The 17,355-nt window shown below is 73.7% G+C and carries 11 protein-coding genes and 1 pseudogene; 1 reads left to right on the top strand and 11 read right to left on the bottom strand.

The window, feature by feature from the left end:
- Nucleotides 1–295 precede the first annotated feature (295 nt).
- Entirely contained in the window at nucleotides 296–2,068 is a 1,773-nt protein-coding gene (locus BM076_RS03810) for a protein kinase domain-containing protein (protein ID WP_093711905.1), read from the top strand.
- A 54-nt stretch (nucleotides 2,069–2,122) separates the two neighbouring features.
- On the opposite strand, the gene BM076_RS03815 is transcribed toward BM076_RS03810, so the two are convergent.
- The 11 genes and pseudogenes from BM076_RS03815 to pdhA all read right to left on the bottom strand — a co-directional run bounded on the left by BM076_RS03815 (nucleotide 2,123) and on the right by pdhA (nucleotide 17,247).
- Complete coding sequence (locus BM076_RS03815; protein ID WP_093712218.1) at nucleotides 2,123–2,728, bottom strand: bacterial proteasome activator family protein; 606 nt, start codon at nucleotides 2,726–2,728, stop codon at nucleotides 2,123–2,125.
- A 158-nt stretch (nucleotides 2,729–2,886) separates the two neighbouring features.
- Nucleotides 2,887–5,688: an FtsX-like permease family protein gene (locus tag BM076_RS03820; RefSeq protein WP_093712219.1), complete on the bottom strand. Its 2,802-nt coding sequence runs from the start codon at nucleotides 5,686–5,688 to the stop codon at nucleotides 2,887–2,889.
- A 209-nt stretch (nucleotides 5,689–5,897) separates the two neighbouring features.
- The gene (locus tag BM076_RS03825) at nucleotides 5,898–6,689 is read right to left on the bottom strand and encodes an ABC transporter ATP-binding protein (RefSeq protein WP_093711906.1); all 792 of its coding nucleotides are present in this window, start codon (nucleotides 6,687–6,689) and stop codon (nucleotides 5,898–5,900) included.
- A gap of 169 nt (nucleotides 6,690–6,858) precedes the next feature.
- Nucleotides 6,859–7,530: a PadR family transcriptional regulator gene (locus BM076_RS03830; protein ID WP_093711907.1), complete on the bottom strand. Its 672-nt coding sequence runs from the start codon at nucleotides 7,528–7,530 to the stop codon at nucleotides 6,859–6,861.
- 1,192 nt (nucleotides 7,531–8,722) lie between these two features.
- Complete coding sequence (locus BM076_RS03840) at nucleotides 8,723–9,682, bottom strand: NAD(P)H-quinone oxidoreductase (RefSeq protein WP_093711909.1); 960 nt, start codon at nucleotides 9,680–9,682, stop codon at nucleotides 8,723–8,725.
- 58 nt (nucleotides 9,683–9,740) lie between these two features.
- On the bottom strand, nucleotides 9,741–10,877 hold the full coding sequence (locus BM076_RS03845) for a potassium channel family protein (RefSeq protein WP_093711910.1): 1,137 nt from the start codon (nucleotides 10,875–10,877) through the stop codon (nucleotides 9,741–9,743).
- Nucleotides 10,878–10,953: 76 nt separating this feature from the next.
- Nucleotides 10,954–12,588: a molybdopterin molybdotransferase MoeA gene (locus BM076_RS03850; RefSeq protein ID WP_093711911.1), complete on the bottom strand. Its 1,635-nt coding sequence runs from the start codon at nucleotides 12,586–12,588 to the stop codon at nucleotides 10,954–10,956.
- Nucleotides 12,585–13,586, bottom strand: a pseudogene (locus BM076_RS03855) (NTP transferase domain-containing protein). The gene BM076_RS03850 and the pseudogene BM076_RS03855 overlap by 4 nt, the downstream one beginning before the upstream one ends.
- A 78-nt stretch (nucleotides 13,587–13,664) precedes the next feature.
- Nucleotides 13,665–15,119 (bottom strand): dihydrolipoamide acetyltransferase family protein, encoded by a 1,455-nt coding sequence (locus BM076_RS03860; RefSeq protein WP_093711912.1) that lies wholly within the window; start codon nucleotides 15,117–15,119, stop codon nucleotides 13,665–13,667.
- On the bottom strand, nucleotides 15,119–16,150 hold the full coding sequence (locus tag BM076_RS03865; protein ID WP_093711913.1) for an alpha-ketoacid dehydrogenase subunit beta: 1,032 nt from the start codon (nucleotides 16,148–16,150) through the stop codon (nucleotides 15,119–15,121). The genes BM076_RS03860 and BM076_RS03865 overlap by 1 nt, the downstream gene beginning before the upstream one ends.
- On the bottom strand, nucleotides 16,147–17,247 hold the full coding sequence (gene pdhA, locus BM076_RS03870; RefSeq protein WP_093711914.1) for a pyruvate dehydrogenase (acetyl-transferring) E1 component subunit alpha: 1,101 nt from the start codon (nucleotides 17,245–17,247) through the stop codon (nucleotides 16,147–16,149). Before pdhA ends, BM076_RS03865 begins: the two co-directional genes overlap by 4 nt.
- Nucleotides 17,248–17,355: the final 108 nt, after the last annotated feature.

Consider the following 17,355-nt stretch of genomic DNA (forward strand, 5'->3'; position numbering starts at 1 on the left):
CGGGCGCGCGGACGCCCGTACCATGCGGATGCCCCGGAGCGGCCACCGTACCGCTTTCGGGCCTGCCACCGGGCACACGTCCGCCGTACCGGACACCGGAACGGCACCGGAGCGGCGCCGGAACCGGGCGTTCGGCCGGTGTCCGCGCTCTGTGCGTGCACGATGCGCATCAGGTGACGAGATGGTCAACGAACTTGACGTGTCCGTGCGATGGGCCAGACTTACCGGGCAGGCACGGGGACATGTATCAGGACAGAAATCTCCCCGGTGGACTTTCCCAGGGGGACCGGTAGAGATGAGCGGCGACGCCACGCAGGGCGGCGGGTACACGGGACGCTCGGTCGGCGGCGGCCGGTACCAGCTGCGCGACCTGCTCGGGCAGGGCGGCATGGCGTCCGTGCACCTGGCACATGACACCGTGCTTGACCGGCCGGTGGCCGTCAAGACCCTCCACACCAATCTCGGCAACGAGCAGTCCTTCCGCGAGCGTTTCCGCCGCGAGGCGCAGTCCGTCGCCAAGCTGAACCACACCAACATCGTCTCGGTCTTCGACTCCGGCGAGGACATGATCGACGGCCAGCTCGTGCCGTACATCGTCATGGAGTACGTCGAGGGCAAGCCGCTCGGCGACGTGCTGGCCGCCGATGTGGCGCAGCACGGCGCGATGCCCGCCGACAAGGCGCTGAAGATCACCGGTGACGTGCTGGCGGCCCTCGCGGTCAGCCACGAGATGGGCCTGGTCCACCGGGACATCAAGCCCGGCAATGTGATGATCACCAAGCGCGGCGTGGTCAAGGTCATGGACTTCGGCATCGCGCGCGCCATGCAGTCCGGTGTGACGTCGATGACGCAGACCGGCATGGTCGTCGGCACCCCGCAGTATCTGTCGCCCGAGCAGGCACTGGGCCGCGGTGTGGACGAGCGCTCCGACCTGTACTCGGTCGGCTGCATGCTCTTCGAACTGCTCACCGGGCGGCTGCCGTTCGACGCGGACTCGCCGCTGGCGATGGCGTACCAGCATGTGCAGGAGATCCCGCCGGCGCCGTCCACCTACAACCGGGCGCTGAGCCCGGCCGTCGACGCCCTGGTGGCGCGCGCGCTGCGGAAGAATCCGGCCGAGCGCTTCCCGACCGCCGACGCGATGCACGACGAGTCGGACCGGGTGTACGCGGCCACGCGGCAGAACACGATGCCGCAGATGTCGGCGGGGACCGCGACCGGCAGCCGCGGCGAGGGCGTCGCGGCGTCCGTCTTCCCGTACGCGCAGGGCCCGGTGCAGACCCCGCCGCCGCAGATGCAGACGCCGTACGCGCCGACGCCGCAGCCGCAGCAGGCCCAGCCGCAGAGCGGGTACGGGCAGACCGCGCCGCCGTCCGCGTACGGCTACCCGCAGCAGGCCCAGACCCCGCCGCCGACCCCGGCGTACAACCTGGCGCCGCAGCACCAGCAGCACCAGTCCCAGCAGCAGCACCAGATGCCCGGTCAGCGGACCGGCGGCGGGGCGCCCGGCGGCGGGATCGGCAACGGCGGCGGCCACGGCACCGGCGGTGGTGGCGGCAAGAACAACATGCCGATGATCATCGGCGCCTCGGTCGTCGTGGTGGCCATCGCGGTGATCGTCGCCATCGTGATCGCGATGAACGGCGGCGGCGACAAGAACGACAACGCGGGCGACGACCACAACACCGGCGGCCCGACCACCTCGGCGCCGACGACCCCGTCGACCACCGCCTCGACTTCGGGGACCGGCGGCACGGGCGCCAATGACGTCGTCAAGGGCGACCAGAGCCGCACCATCGACCCGGACAAGTGCACCAACGCGCACAACGACCTGATCTCCGACGACCCGGACATCATGACGATGCCCGACTTCACGTCGATCTACGTGGACTCCGTCGTGGCCTGCATGCAGCAGGCGGGCTGGCAGTACACGATCAAGCAGACCGACGAGCAGCAGTGGGGCAAGGGCGCGGTGACCAGCCAGTCGCCGAAGTACCTGGACGACTACAACCCGAAGAAGGACGGCAAGGTCACCATCTGGGTGTCCACCGGCAAGAGCGCGAACTGACCGTGCCGTCCGCGCCCCCGGTCGGGGGCGCGGACGGCACGGGCGCGGCGACGGTCAGAGGTACGGGCCGGAGCGGGCGCCGCCGCCCTGGCCGCCACCCTCGTCCTCCTCGTGGCCGCCCACGCCGGGCGGCAGCGCGCGCCGCATCTGTTCGAGCTGCGCGCGGGCCGCCATCTGCTGGGCGAACAGCGCGGTCTGGATGCCGTGGAAGAGCCCTTCAAGCCAGCCCACCAGCTGGGCCTGCGCGATCCGCAGCTCGGCCTCGCTCGGCACGCTGTCATTGGTGAAGGGCAGCGAGAGCCGGTCCAGCTCCTCCACCAGCTCCGGCGCGAGCCCGGCCTCCAGCTCCTTCACCGAACTGGCGTGGATCTCCTTCAGCCGCACCCGGCTGGCCTCGTCGAGCGGAGCCTGCCGGACCTCCTCCAGCAACTGCTTGATCATGCTGCCGATGCGCATGACCTTCGCCGGCTGCTCGACCATCTCCGTCACCGGGATCTCGCCGTGCTCCCCGCCCTCGCCGGCCGCGCCGCCGAGCGACATCCCGTCCGGGCCGACGATCAGGACCTGCTGGTTCGGCGCGGGGGACGCGTTCTGCTGATCCTGCGGATTGTGCGGACTCTGCGAGCTTTCCGGCGAGCGTTCGTTCATCGGCATCTCCATACCGCCATTGTCCCCGAGGACGCGCGACGGCGTCGGCCAGGTCCCGTACCGCACGGGCCCCGGCCGACGCCGCCTCCTCACGGCCGACGCCGTCCCCTCAGGGAGCCGGTCCCCTCAGGGAGCCGGTTCCCTCGGGGAGCCGGCCACCGCGAGCCGCTCTACGGCTCCGCGCGGCGGGCCAGCTGGCTGCGCGAGCGGGTGACCAGCGCCGCGAGCAGCGTCGCGCCGAGCGGCACGGCGATGATCAGCGCCAGCAGGGTGCCCCACGGGACGACGATCGGGATGTGCGGCACCTGGCTCTGGTTGGCCCAGCCCGAGTCCAGCATCTGGTGGTAGTAGCGCCACTCGTGCCGCCGCTCGGTGTGCCGCAACCCCACCGCGGGCAGGATGCCCGCCGCCGAGCCGAGCACCACACCCATCACGGCGATCACCCCGCACTGGAAGCCGGACAGTGTGCGCCGCACGCGGGGCGCCGCGCCGATCGCCGCGAGCGTCTTCAGGTCGGGCTCCGCGTCGGCCTGCGCGAGCCCGGTGGCGATGCCCGCGGCGCCGATGGTGACCAGGCCGGCGAAGATCGTCAGCGCGAGCAGGATGAGATTGTTGTCCGCGGTGTAGCCGCGCTCCAGATAGACGTCGGCGTCCGTGCCGATCTTGGCGAGGTCACTGTCCAGGGCCTGCCGCTGCCGGCTGTCGGGCATCCGGGAGTTGGTGTAGAAGGAGCCGAGCGGCACCGTCCTGACCCCGGCCGCCTTCACCGTCTCCGCCGCCTCCTTCGGCATCACGGCCAGCACCCCGAACGACTGGGTGCGGTTCTCCGCGGCCATGTGCACGGGCACCGTCCTGACCGGACCGACCGGTTCCTGGCCCTCCGGGACGGTCTTGGACGTGTCCAGGATGACCTTCAGCCTGAGCGCGCCGTGGTCGAGGTACGCCTTGTCGAACAGCACCGTCTCACCGTGGGCCAGCGCCTGCTCGGCGGCGCCGTCCCTGATGCCGAGGGCGTGCAGTACGGCCGGGCCGCCGATCAGGATGCCGCTGCTGGTGGGCATGGCGTCCATCGCGTCGACCCTGCGGCAGCGCCAGTCGTCGGCCAGCGCGCGCCGCTGCGCCAGGCTGAGCCCCTCGGTGCCCTCCGGCCGGTCGTTCGGGCACACATTGGCGGGCGGGCGCATGGCCTCGACATCGCCGCAGCCCTTTCCGTCGCCATAGGTGAGCTGGCACTTCACATCGCCGACGATCATGGTGGAGACGTCGGCGCGGCCGGAGACCGGGTAGTGCTTCTCGATCGCCGCGCGGACGGCGGGCAGGTCGCGGACGTTGTCGTACGAGGTCATCACCGTGAGCACGCTGCGCGGCAGCCGGGCCTGGTAGGCGTCCCGGTCGCCCTGGTCGGAGCTGGCCGCGTAGGTGGCGACGGCCACGGAACCGGCGACGGCGGCCAGGACGGCCGCGACCGCGGGCGCCGTACGGCCCCGGTTGCGCACCGCGTCGCGCAGCGCGAGCCGCGGGGTCAACGGCAGCCATTTGCCCGCCCGGCCGAACAGCCCGACCAGGGTGGGCGCGAGGGCCACGATGCCCAGCTCCGCGATGCCGGAGCCGCCGCCGACGGCGAGCGTGCTGTCGGTGCGCATCGAGCCGAAGACGGCGATGCCGACGCCCAGGCAGACCGCGCCGAGTCCGATCACCGGCAGCACCCGGTTGGCGTGCCGTACGCCGCGGCGGCCGGTCAGCGAGGACAGCACGCTCTGCCGGGACGCGGTGATCGCGGGCACGACGGCGGCCAGCAGGCCGGTGAGCACCGCGAGGGCCGCGATGCCCAGCAGTTCCGCGGGCCGCAGCGTCAGGCCGCCGAAGCGCTTGCCGACGTAGTTCTCCAGCGGGGAGCGCAGCAGCCAGGTGAGCAGCAGACCGAGCAGGGTGCCGCTGACGGCCGCGGCGACGCCGATCACCAGGCCGCCGGAGAGCACGATGGCCCTGATGTGCCGGCGGTCGCCGCCGTTGGCGCCGACCAGGCCGAGCTGGCGGCGCGAGCGGCGCGCGCCGACGGCGAAGGCCGGCCCCGCGAGCAGGCAGATCTCCAGCATCGCCAGGCCCACGATGGTCGCGGCCACGGTGACCGCCTCGGCCCTCCCCGAGCTGCTGCCGCCGTAGTTGCCCGCGTACTTGCCCTGCCGGGTCCGGTACAACGGCACGTCGGAGTCGGCGGGATTGTGCAGCTGCACCGCGCGCGACTTCACCGTCACGCCCTTGGCGTTGGACTGCTGCACCATCTTCCAGGTGAAGTCGCCGGGCACCGACACCAGATAGGTGGTGTAGTCGTCCTGCACCGAGGCGTTCGCGGCCTTGCGCGCGGCGCGGTAGGGAGCGATGAACGCGCCGGGCCGGGCGATGACCTGCTCGGTCTTCAGCTCGCTCGGCAGGTCGTACGCGCCGACGATCCGGTACGTACGGTCCAGGTCGCGGACGGTCAGCTTCGAACCGACGTGCAGGCCGCTGGACTTGAGGAACGCGTTGGTCGCGATCACCTCGTCGTCGGCGGCCGGGTAGTGGCCCCGGTCGAGCCGGGTGATGCCGCGCGCGATCGGGTCGTCGGCCTTCAACTCCCGTACCGGGTCCTGGAGCAGGCCGTATTTGGTCTTGAACTGCGCGTAGACCTGGGTGTCGGACAGCCAGCGCGCGCCGGCCGGCATCCCGGCCCGCGCGTCGATCGGCTTCGACGAGTCCGTGTCCGTGTCCGCCGTGTCGGACGGGGGCGCGTCCGGGTCGGTGTTGGCGTACGCGACCGAGAGCGAGGTGTTGGCCTTCGGGTCCTGGTAGAGCGGCTTCCCGCCGGTGAAGCCGTCCGACAGCCGCGCGTCGGCGGCGCCCATGTCGCGGGTGATCTGCTCCTGCGGGCTCAACTGCGAGCTGCGGATGGTGATGTCGGCGGCGCTCACGCCCACGATCGGCAGCGCGATCATCGCCAGCACCATCGCGCTGCGGCCCTTGGAGCGCCAGGCGTCACGGCGGGCGATACGGATGGCGGCGCGCCAGGAGCTGAGTCCCGCGGCCCACCCGGTGGCGCGGGGTTCGGTGCTTTCCGGGTCCCGGGGGCCGGTGCCGCGGGGTTCGGCGTTTCCCGTATCCCGGGGGCCGCCGCTTTCGGGGGTGCCGCGTTCGGGGGTGCCGCTCACTGGGCCGCACCGCCGGTCAGCAGCGACTCGGCGGAGGAGCGCAGCGTCATGTCGACCACGGAGCCGTCCCGCAGGAAGACCACCCGGTCCGCCCACGCGGCGAAGCGCGGCTCGTGCGTGACCAGGATGCCGGCGGCGCCCGCGTCGCAGCGCGAGCGCAGCAGCGCCAGGACGGTGTCGCCGGTCTCGGAGTCCAGTGCGCCGGTCGGCTCGTCGGCCAGCACCAGGCGGCGGTCGCCGACCAGCGCGCGGGCGATCGCCACCCGCTGCTGCTGGCCGCCGGACATCTCGTCGGGGAAACGGTCCGCCAGTTCGGCCAGGCCCGTCTCCTCCAGCGCGGCCAGCGCCTCGCGCCGGGCCTTGCGGGCGCCGATGCCGTCCAGCTCGCGGGGGAGTGCCACGTTCTCGGCGGCGGTGAGCGCCGGAATCAGGTTGTAGTCCTGGAAGACGTAGCCGATGCTGCGGCGGCGCAGCGCGGCGATCTCCTTGCGGGTGGCCGTCGTCAGATCGGTGCCCTCCACGATCACCCGGCCGGACGTCGGCAGGTCGAGTCCGCCCGCGATCGTCAGCAGCGTGGACTTGCCGGAGCCGGACGGGCCCATCACGGCCACCAGTTCCCCGGGCCGTACGTCCAGGTCGATGCCGCGCAGCGCGTGCACTTCGGTCGCCCCGCTGCCGTGCACACGGGTGAGGGATTCCAGCCGCAGGACGGGAGCGTCGGGCGGTGCGGATGCGGATGCCGGTGCCGCCGGTGACGCCGACGGCTGCTGAGCGGACTGTCCTGACATGGGCGGTGCTTCCCCCTGGGTCGTGGTGTGCGGGGTCGTGGGGTGTTCTCGGTGATCGGGGTGATCCGAGCGGTCCGGGTGTTCCGGGTGATCGGGGTGTTCCCGGTGATCGGGCGCGGGTGCTGCCGCGGGTCCGGCCGCTGGTCGGACGGCCGTACGCCGCGGCCGGCTAGCGGCGGGCCCGGGTGCGTCGCAGAGCGCCGCGCAGCCCGCCGTCCTCCTCGGCCGCGCTCTCCGCCTCTTCGTCGGCCGGTACGGGGGCCGGGGCGTCGTCCGCCTCGGGTCGCGGGCTCAGCGCGTTCAGCCGTACGAGCCGGGTCTCGCAGTGGTCGAGCCAGCGGGCCTCGGCCTCGGCCTGGAAGATGAGCTGGTCCAGGACGAGCTGCCAGGCCACGTCGTCCCGGTCGGGCGTCCCGGGCTCACCGGCCGCCGCTTCCAGGGCCTGCCCCTTGAGCCGGGTGTAGTCCTGCATCGCCCGGATCGTGTGCACGCGCTGCGCCTGGATGACCGCCCGCACGTCCACATCGGGAGAACCCACCGCCATCGCCAGCTTGATCGCCAGCTCATTGCGCGGCGGATTCGCCCGGTCCACCGGGCTCGCGAACCACTGGCGCAGCTCGTCCCTGCCGCCCTCGGTGATGGCGTACAACGCGTGGCCCGCGTCGTCCTCCCCGGCCGGCACCACCAGGCCGTCCCGCTCCAGCCGGGACAGCGTCGTGTACACCTGGCCCACGTTCAGCGGCCAGGTGGAGCCGGTTCGGGACTCGAACTCGGTGCGGAGCTGGAAGCCGTAGCGTGGGCCTCGCTCCAGGAGGGCCAGCAGGCCGTGACGGATCGACATACTCGGTATGTATACCGAGTATGTCGCCCCGCCGCAAGGCCCGCCTTCCCTCCTGCGGAGTGCGGTTCGTTAGGGGCGCGGGGAACTGCGCGCTCAGCCCGCGCGGGGCTGCGGGTCAAAAACCGCCCCCAGCGGGGCAGACGCTGTTGTTTTTGCGACCACCGGCCGGTGGGGGCGGGCCGCGCAGTTCCCCGCGCCCCTTGAGGGTTGCCGTCCTCCGCACGCGCGGGTACAGGGCCGCGCCCCTGACGGGGCACCCTCCTCCGCAGAGGTGCGGGTTCCGGGGGCGGCCCGGAAAGGACCGGCGTGCCCGGGGGCGAGAGGTCAGGCTCTGCGCAGGCGCAAGCCGAAAAAGCCGAGCCCGAGCCCGATGAGGGAGAGCCCCGCGCCGAGCGGAAGGATGCGCAGGACGCGCCGGGCCGGCTCGTAGACGGCCACAGGCCCCTCCTCGGCCGGAGCGGCCCGCACGAGGTCGGTGCCCCCGGCCCCGGGAGCGGGCAGGGACGCGGCAGGCGACGGCGGGACGAGGGAGGGCGCCGAGCCACCGGTGCCGTACGCGGACCGCCCGGAGAAGGAGAGCCGGGCCCCGGCAGCGGGCGAGGGCAGGACGGTGACGACCGGCGACGGCGGCCGCAACGGCCCGGCCGGCGGCCGCACTCCGGCGGCGCCCGGCGGCGCGACCTTGCCCGAAGCCGTCGAAGCCGAAGTGGACGTCGGACTCGGAGTCGCCGTAGGACTCGCCGTCGGAGGAGGAGTCGGAGAAGCCGGAGAAGCCGTGGCACTGGGAGTGCCCGAAGGCGTCGGCGCGGCCGAAGGAGACCCCGCGCCCGGCGGCACAGAAGGCCCCGGACGGACCCCGTGCCCGACAAGCCCCGTCAGCCCCGGCACCACCTGCGTGAGCACGTCGTGCACGATGTCCGAACCCGCCGCCCCCGGCGGCGACGGCGCGGGCACCGGCCCGGCGCCCCACGCCTCCCCCGCCGCCGGAACCACCATCGCTCCCGCCAGCAGCACGGGCGCCGCCGCCCGTACCGCGCCTCGTCTGCCGGGTGCCCGCCGCACGCGTTCCGCCTCTCCGCCGAACCCAGTGGGGATTCCGAACCCTGTGTGGAATCAGCGTCACACGCGGCAACATTTCCGGCATCCCGGGCGGCCGGACCCGTATCGGACCGTTATCCGGGAAAGCGCCCGTTCACGCGGTGGTCAGCAGCACCTTGCCGATGTGGGTGCTGCCGTCCACCACGCGGTGGGCCTCGGCGGCCTCGGTGAGCGGCAGCGTACGGTCGACCACCGGCCGTACGCCGCCCGCCTCGATCAGCGGCCAGACGTGCTCGCGGACGGCGGCCACGATGGTCGCCTTCTCGTCCAGCGGCCGGGGCCGCAGCGAGGTGGCGACGACGGCGGCCCGCTTGCTCAGCAGCGTGGCCAGATTCAGCTCGCCGCTGACGCCGCCCTGGAGGCCGATGATGACCAGCCGTCCGTTGACGGCGAGGGTGTCCACATTCCGGCCGAGGTACTTCGCGCCCATGATGTCGAGGATGACGTCGGCGGTGACGAGCTTGTCGAATTCCTGCTCGCGGTAGTTGATCAGGATGTCGGCGCCCAACTCCCGGCAGGCGGCGAGCTTTTCCGCGCTGCCCGCCGTGACGGCGACGGTCGCGCCGATCGCCTTGCCGAGCTGGACGGCCATGGTGCCGATGCCGCTGGACCCGCCGTGCACGAGCAGCATCTCGCCGGGGCGCAGGTGGGCGGTGAGGAAGACGTTGGACCAGACGGTGGCGGTGACCTCGGGCAGCGCGGCTGCCGTGACGAGGTCGATCCCCTTGGGCACGGGCAGCAGTTGGCCGCTGGGCACCGCCACCTTCTGTGCGTAGCCGCCGCCCGCGAGCAGCGCGCACACCTCGTCGCCCACCTCCCAGCCGGACACCCCGGGACCCACCTCGGCGATCCGCCCCGAACACTCGAGCCCCGGGTACGGCGCCGCGCCCGGCGGCGGATCGTAGAAACCCTGCCGCTGGAGCAGGTCGGCCCTGTTCACCGCGGTCGCCGCCACCTCGACGACGACCTCTCCGTCCCCGGCCACCGGGTCCGGCACCTCTGCCCAGGTCAGCGCTTCGGGGCCGCCCGGCTGCGGAATAGTGATCGCGTACATGCCGCCGAGGCTACCTCCGTGGCCCCGTTCCCCCGGATGTCCCGGCTCCCTGAAGGTGTCACGTCCGCGGGGCGGCGGGGCCCGCCCGGTGGATGGCGATCAGCCGGTCGGTGAGCTGCAGCGGCGTCACCTCGGGGTCGTCGTGGTCGAGCAGCCGGTGGCCGCGCTTGACGGAGACGACGAGGTCGTGGAGGTCGCGCGGGGCCCGGCCCGCCTCGTCCTTGGTGACCGGCCGCTCGATGAGGTCGAGGCCGCTGCCGTACGTGATCAGGTCGTCCATCACCACGCCGACGCTGGGGCTGAGCATCGACAGGCCCAGCAGCCGGCCGGCCGCGCTGGAACTGGTGATGACGGCGTTCGCGCCGGACTGCCGCAGCAGCGGCGCGTTCTCCTCCTCACGCACCGAGGCGACGATGTGCGCGCGCCGGTTGAGCTGACGGGCCGTCAGGGTGACCAGTACGGCGGTGTCGTCGCGCTGCGCCGCGATCACGATCTCCTTGGCGTCCCGCACTTCGGCGCGGATCAGCACATCGTTGCGGGTGGCGTCGCCGACGACGGCCACGTATCCCTCGTCGGTCGCCGCCTGCACGACCTTCGGGCTCGGGTCGACGATCACGATCCGGCTCTGCGGGATGCCGCGCCCGATCAGCGTCTGGGCGGCGGACCGGCCCTTGGTGCCGTATCCGACGATGACGACGTGGTCGCGCAAGGTTCTCCTCCAGCGCTTGAGGCGGAACTGCTCACGGGTCCGCTCGGTCAGCACCTCCAGCGTCGTACCGACCAGGATGATCAGGAAGATCACCCGCAGCGGTGTCACCAGGAAGGTGTTCGCGAGCCGCGCGCCCGTGCTGTACGGGACGATGTCGCCGTAGCCGGTCGTCGACAGCGTCACCGTCGAGTAGTACAGCGAATCCAGGAACGACACCGAGCCGTTGGCATTGTCGTGGTAGCCGCCGCGGTCGAGGTAGACGACCAGGACGGTGATCACCAGGACCAGCAGCGCGAGCAGCAGGCGGCGCGAGACCTGGAGCAGCGGGCCGGCGGCGGGGCGCGGGAAGGCGACACGGTAGGCGCTGCCGCTGACGGCCGGCGTCCCGCCGTCGGCCGCTGCCTCCGCCTCCGCGAGGCTCCCGGGCTCAGGACCGGGAAGAGGGCCACCGCGGCCGGCCGCCGCGTCGTGACGTGGCAGCTTCATGGACGGGTCCCCCGTGTGACGTCGTGTGCGGTGGCCGTGTGGGAGGTGGTGCCGCGCACGGCGGCGAGTGGTGCGGTCATGTCCCGCTCCCCCAGGCCAGGGCGAGCGCCCCGGTGTCCAGGACAGCGGTGTCGTCGCCCGCGCGGGCGCCGCCGGGCGGGATGACGGCCATGCCGTCGGCCTCGGCGAGGCCGCGCAGCATGGCGGGTCCCGAGAAACGCAGCGGGCGGGCCGCCGAATCGTCGTCGAAGACGACCGGGACGAGCCGGGTGTCCACCGGGTGCCCGGTCACGTCGGCGGTGAGCGGCGCCGCGTACGGGGCGGGCGCGGGGCGGCCGGCGAGGGTGCGCAGCAGCGGCGCGGCGAGCGTCAGCACCCCGGACACGGCGGCCAGCGGATTGCCCGGCAGCCCGATCAGGTGCGTGCCGGACGGGAGTTCGGCGAGCACCATGGGGTGGCCAGGGCGGACGGCGACGCCGTCGACCAGCAACTTCGCCCCGATCCTGGCCAGTACGGGGTGGAGGTGGTCGACGGGACCGCCCGCGGTGCCTCCGGTGGTGACGATCACGTCGGCCGTACTGTCGCTCACCGCCCGGCGCAGCGCCTCCTCGTCGTCCACCAGCCGCCGCACGGACGTCACTTCGGCGCCGAGGGCGCGCAGCGACGACGGCAGCATCGGGCCGAGCGCGTCCCGTACCCTGCCCGACCTGGGCAGGCCGTGGTCCAGCAACTCGTCGCCCAGCACGAGGACATCGACGCGCGGGCGGACGGTGACGGTCAGTTCGTCGTAGCCCGCCGCGGCGGCCAGGCCCAGCACGGCGGGCGTCACCAGCGTGCCCGCGGGCAGCAGTTCGTCGCCGCCGCGGCACTCCTGGCCGCGCGCCCTGACCTCCTGGCCGGGCGTCGGCGCGGGGTGCGGCGAACGCACCTGCAGCCATTCGCCGTCCGTACGGCGCTGCGTCCAGCCGTGTTCGCTGCGCAGCACCGCGGTGGTGCCGGTCGGCACGGCGGCGCCGGTCGCGATCGCGATGGCGTGGCCGCCGTGCAACGGCTCGGCGGGGCGCTGCTGTCCGGCCAGTACGGAGTGGCCGCGCAGCCGCCAGGGGCCGGGGCCCGCGACCGCCCAGCCGTCCATCGCGGAGGAGTCGAAGGACGGCAGGTCGGTGAGGGCGGTCAGGGGGCCCGCCAGCGTCATGCCGAGCGCGTCCTCGCCCAGGTCGCGCACCTCCGTACCGAGCCGGCGGCCGACGCGGCGCGCGATCCGCCGCGCCTCGGCCCAGGGGACGGTCCCGACGGGGGAGTGGGCGTGGGGGAGCGGGGGCTGGACGGGCTGCCGCACCGGCTGCGCGGGCGCGGAGGGGCCGGGCGGGGTTGTGGTGGTATCGGCGCGGTACGGCTCCGCCGCCGGGTCGCGGTCAGCGTTCGGTACCGGGTCCGGGGCCGAGTCCGCGTCCGGGGCCGGGCCTGCCTGGGGTCGCGTACGGGGTTCCGTGTGCGGCGGCCGGGCGTCGGCGTCCTCCCGGCCGAGGCCGAGCGCGACCGCCAACGGGTCGTTGCGGTCCGGGCGTACGGCGTTCCCGGCGCCGCCTGCCGCGGCCCGGCGCGGCTCGTTGGCCAGGGCGAGGGCGTCGTCAAGGGCGCGGTCGTCGGCGTCGGTTCCGGCACCGGCACCGGCGCCGGAGGGGGTACGGCCGGGGCGGGGGCCGCTCATCCCGCGGACCCCGTCGCCCCCGTTGGGCCCGCGGACCCCGCGCCGCCGTCGCTGTCGCCGCCCGCGCCGGGCCCGGGCCCGGCGGACTCCGCGTCGGCGGCCCAGCGTGCGGCCAGGGCGGCGGCCTTGGCCGCAGCCTCCCGTACGGCCTCGGGTCCGCCGCCGGCGCTCGCTGCCGCGTACCCCACCAGGAAAGTGGTCAGCGGCGCGGCCGGACGGGCGACACCGTGCGCCGCGTCACGGGCCAGGTCGAGCAGGACGCCGGTGTCCACGTCCAGTTCGATGCCCAGTTCGGTCTTGGCTGCTGCGATCCATTCGTCCACCACAGGCCCCATGGTCCCTGATCCCGCGCCCGGTGTGGGACAGGCTCACCCCTCGGACTTCCCCTCCAGCCGCGCCCGCGCCGCCGCCACGTCCTCCCAGGTGTCGCAGTCGAAGGACGCGTCGCCGGTCGGATCGGGCCGGGTGCGCAGCGCCAACTCCCGGGTGAGCAGCCGCAGCGGCAGTCCGGTCAGGCCGCCGTGCTCCGTACTGAGCAGGGCCAGTTCGCGCCGCAGCGGCTCCGTCCGGTACGCCGCTGCCAGCGACTGTTCCCGTCCCCCGGCGTCGGTGAGCAGCACTCCCTCGGTCTCCTGACCGGCCGCTGCCAGCGCCGCCACCAGCCCTTCCACCGCCCGCGCGGTCAGGAAGGGCAGGTCCGCGGCGAGCACCAGCACCGACTCGCGCGGCTCCGGCCCCAGCGCGGCCACGCCCGCCGCCAGCGCGGGCAACGGCCCGCCGCCCGGCGGCTCCTCCCGTGCCCACACCACGTCGCGCGCCGTCGCCCGCCGGGGCCCGACGACCACGGTTCGCCCGGCCCCGGAGCCGGCCGCCAGCACCCGGTCGAGCAAGCTCCTCCCGCCGACCGCCAGCCCCGGTTTGTCCACTCCGCCCAGCCGTTTCCCCGCTCCTCCGGCCAGCACCACGGCGTCATACCCACTCGTCACACCAGCGAGTATCCCCTCCGGGCCGCGAGCCGGACTCCGCCCTTCGGGCCGGGGTGTGCCGGGTCTGCCGGGCGTGCGGGGTGAGCCGGGTCAGACCGCCGTGAGGAGGACGGCCGGGGACTCGACGCAGTCGGCGACGAAGCGGAGGAAGCCGCCCGCGGTGCCGCCGTCGCAGACCCGGTGGTCGAAGGTGAAGGAGAGCTGGACGACGTGGCGGACGGCGAGTTCGCCGTCCTTCACCCATGGCTTGGGCGCTATCCGGCCGATGCCGAGCATCGCGGCCTCGGGGTGGTTGATGATCGGCGTGGAGCCGTCGACGCCGAACACCCCGTAGTTGTTCAGGGTGAAGGTGCCGCCGGTCAGCTCCGCGGGCGTCAGCGATCCGGTCCTGGCCGCCTCCGTGAGGCGGCCGATCTCGGCGGAGAGCGCCGCCGTGGTCCGGGTGTGCGCGTCCCGCACGACGGGCACGACCAGGCCGCGTTCGGTCTGCGCAGCGAAGCCGAGGTGCACGGCCGGCAGCCGTACGATCTCGTGCCGCTCGGTGTCGACCGTGGCGTTCAGCTCGGGATACCGGGCGAGACCCGCCGTCACGATGCGCGCGAAGAGCGCCAGTACCGATATCCGTTCGCCGCCCGCGGCGTTCATCGCGGCCCGCGCCGCGAGCAGTTCGGTGGCGTCGGCGTCCACCCAGCAGGTGGCGTCGGGGATTTCCCGCCGGCTGCGGGCCAGCTTGTCCGCGACCATGCCGCGCACCCCGCGCAGCGGCACCCGCTCGCCGCCCTCGACCGGACTCCCCTGCACCGCCGCGGCCGCACCCGCACTCGGCTCCGGGGCCGGGGCCGTGTCCGGCGCCGCCAGCGCGCGCTCGACGTCGGCCCGCAGGATCAGCCCGTCGGGTCCCGTACCTGCCAAGGCCCGCAAGTCCAGGCCGTGTTCCCTGGCCAACCGCCGTACCAGGGGCGATATGACGGCGACGGGTCCGTCCTGGACGTCCGGGGTTCCGCCCCCGGGCGCCGGGGAGTTGCCGGGGGCGAGGGCCACGGCGCCCGTGCCGTCCGCGGCCCGCGCGGTCACGGGTGCGGGTGCGGTCTCGGCGGTGCCCACGGCCGAGACCATCGCGCGCACCCGGCCGCGGCGGCGCGCCACGGCAGTACCGGTGCCGTAGCCGACCAGCACATTGCCCGAGCCCTCGTCGGCGGCCGCGCCCGTCCCGCCGGGGCCAGCGCCGGTGGTGGAGCTGGTCTCAGAGTTGGTCGTAGAGCCGGTGTCGAGGTCGGTGTCGGGGCCGGAGCCCGCCCCGGAGCCGACCGCCACCGTGACCAGCGGCTTGCCGACGTCGAGGGTGTCACCCTCCGCCCCGAAGCGGGCGGTGACCACGCCGCCGTAGGGGCAGGGCACCTCCACCACGGCCTTGGCGGTCTCCACCTCGACCACCGGCTGGTCGACGGCGACCACCTCGCCGACCTCCACCAGCCAGCGCACGATCTCCGCCTCGGTGAGCCCTTCTCCCAGGTCGGGGAGGGTGAATTCGCGGACGACGGCCATCACCCCTCCTCCCACTGCAGCCGGCCCACCGCGTCGAGGATGCGGTCGACGCCGGGCAGATGGTGCCGCTCCAGCATCGGCGGCGGGTACGGGATGTCGAATCCTGCGACCCGCAGCACCGGCGCCTCCAGGTGGTGGAAGCAGCGTTCGGTGATCCGGGCCGCGATCTCGGCGCCCATGCCGCCGAAGCCGGACGACTCGTGCACGACGACCGCGCGTCCGGTGCCGCGCACGGCCGCGGCGACCGTCTCCTCGTCGAAGGGCACCAGGCTGCGCAGGTCCACCACGCCCAGGTCCCAGCCCTCTTCCTTGGCGGCCTCGGCCGCCTCCAGGCAGACCGGCAGCGACGGCCCGTAGGTGATCAGCGTCGCGCTGCGGCCGGTCCTGCGCACCACCGCCCGCCCGATCGGCTCGACCTTTGCGGGTGTCTCCGGCGACCAGTCGGACTTGGACCAGTAGAGCCGCTTCGGCTCCAGGAAGACCACCGGGTCGTCGGAGGCGATGGCCGCGCGCAGCAGCCCGTAGGCGTCCTCGACGGTGGCGGGCGTGACGACGTGCAGCCCGGGGGTGTGCGCGTAGTACGCCTCGGAGGAGTCGCTGTGGTGCTCGACGCCGCCGATGCCGCCGCCGTAGGGGATGCGGATGGTGATCGGCAGCGGCATGGCGCCGCGCGTGCGGTTGCGCATCTTGGCTACGTGGCTGACGAGTTGCTCGAACGACGGGTAGGCGAAGGCGTCGAACTGCATCTCGACCACGGGCCGCAGCCCGTACATCGCCATGCCGACCGCGGTGCCGAGGATGCCCGCCTCGGCGAGCGGGGTGTCCGTGCAGCGGCTGTCGCCGAATTCGGCCGCCAGGCCGTCGGTGATCCGGAAGACGCCGCCGAGGGTGCCGATGTCCTCGCCGAGCACGTGCACAGAGTCGTCGGCGGCGAGCGCGTCGTGCAGCGCCCGGTTGAGCGCCTGCGCCATGGTGGCGGGTTTGCGGGCGGGCGCCGCGGTGCGGCCGGCGGCCGGGGTGGCGGTGGTCATGACTGCCGCTCCGCTTCCAGTTCGGCCCGCAACTGGGCCTCCTGCTGCCGCAGTTGCTGTGTCGGCTCGGCGTAGACGTGCGCGAACAGGTCCATCGGGTCGAGCGTCGCGTCGGTGTGCATCCGCTCGCGCAGCGCCGAGGCCATCGTCTCGGCGTCGTCGGCCACGCTGTCGCGGACCTCGTCGTCCAGCAGACCGCGGCCGGTCAACTCCCGTTCCAGCAGCGCGATCGGGTCGTGCGCGCGCCAGGCGGCGACCTCGCTGTCCTCGCGGTAGCGGGTGGCGTCGTCGGCGTTGGTGTGCGCGTCCATCCGGTAGGTGACGGCCTCGACGAGGGTCGGGCCGCCGCCGTCCCTGGCCCGGCCGACGGCCTCGGCCAGCACCTGGTGGACTGCCGCCACGTCATTGCCGTCGACCAGACGTCCCGGCATGCCGTAGCCGACCGCCTTGTGGGCGAAGGTCGGGGCCGCGGTCTGCTTGTCGAGCGGTACGGAGATGGCGAAGCCGTTGTTCTGCACGAGGAAGACCACCGGCACCTGCCAGACGGCCGCGAAATTCAGCGCCTCATGGAAGTCGCCCTCGCTCGTCCCGCCGTCGCCGACCATGGCGAGCGCCACCACGTCGTCGCCGGTCAGCCGCGCCGCCCTGGCCAGGCCGACCGCGTGCGGGAGCTGGGTGGCCAGCGGGGTGCTCAGCGGCGCCACCCGGTGCTCGTGCGGGTCGTAGCCGGTGTGCCAGTCGCCGCGCAGCAGCGTGAGCGCCTCCACCGGGTCCACCCCGCGGGCGACGACGGCGAGCGTGTCGCGGTAGCTGGGGAACAGCCAGTCCCTCGGCCGCAGCGCGAGAGCGGCGGCGATCTCGCAGGCCTCCTGACCGGTGCTCGCCGGGTAGACGGCGAGCCTGCCCTGCTTGGTGAGAGCGGTGGCCTGCTGGTTGTAGCGCCGGCCGCGGACGAGGTGGCCGTAGAGCGTGCGCAGCAGCGCGGGATCGAGTTCCGCAGCGGCGGGGGTGCCGAGCAGCCGGTACGGCTCCGGGTCGGGCAGCAGCGGCGCGGCGTCGGTGCGGGGGCGCCAGGCAGGGGTGTCCAGCACGGTCATCGCGAGCACCTCCTCGTGGTCGGTGACCGAAAAGCGATCGGGCGTGAGCGGGTGTCGCTCCCTACCGATTGTTCGGTCGCCAGAGGCATTTTGGCTACAGGGTGGTTT

The organism is Actinacidiphila alni, assembly GCF_900112845.1.
Classification (GTDB): domain Bacteria; phylum Actinomycetota; class Actinomycetes; order Streptomycetales; family Streptomycetaceae; genus Actinacidiphila; species Actinacidiphila alni.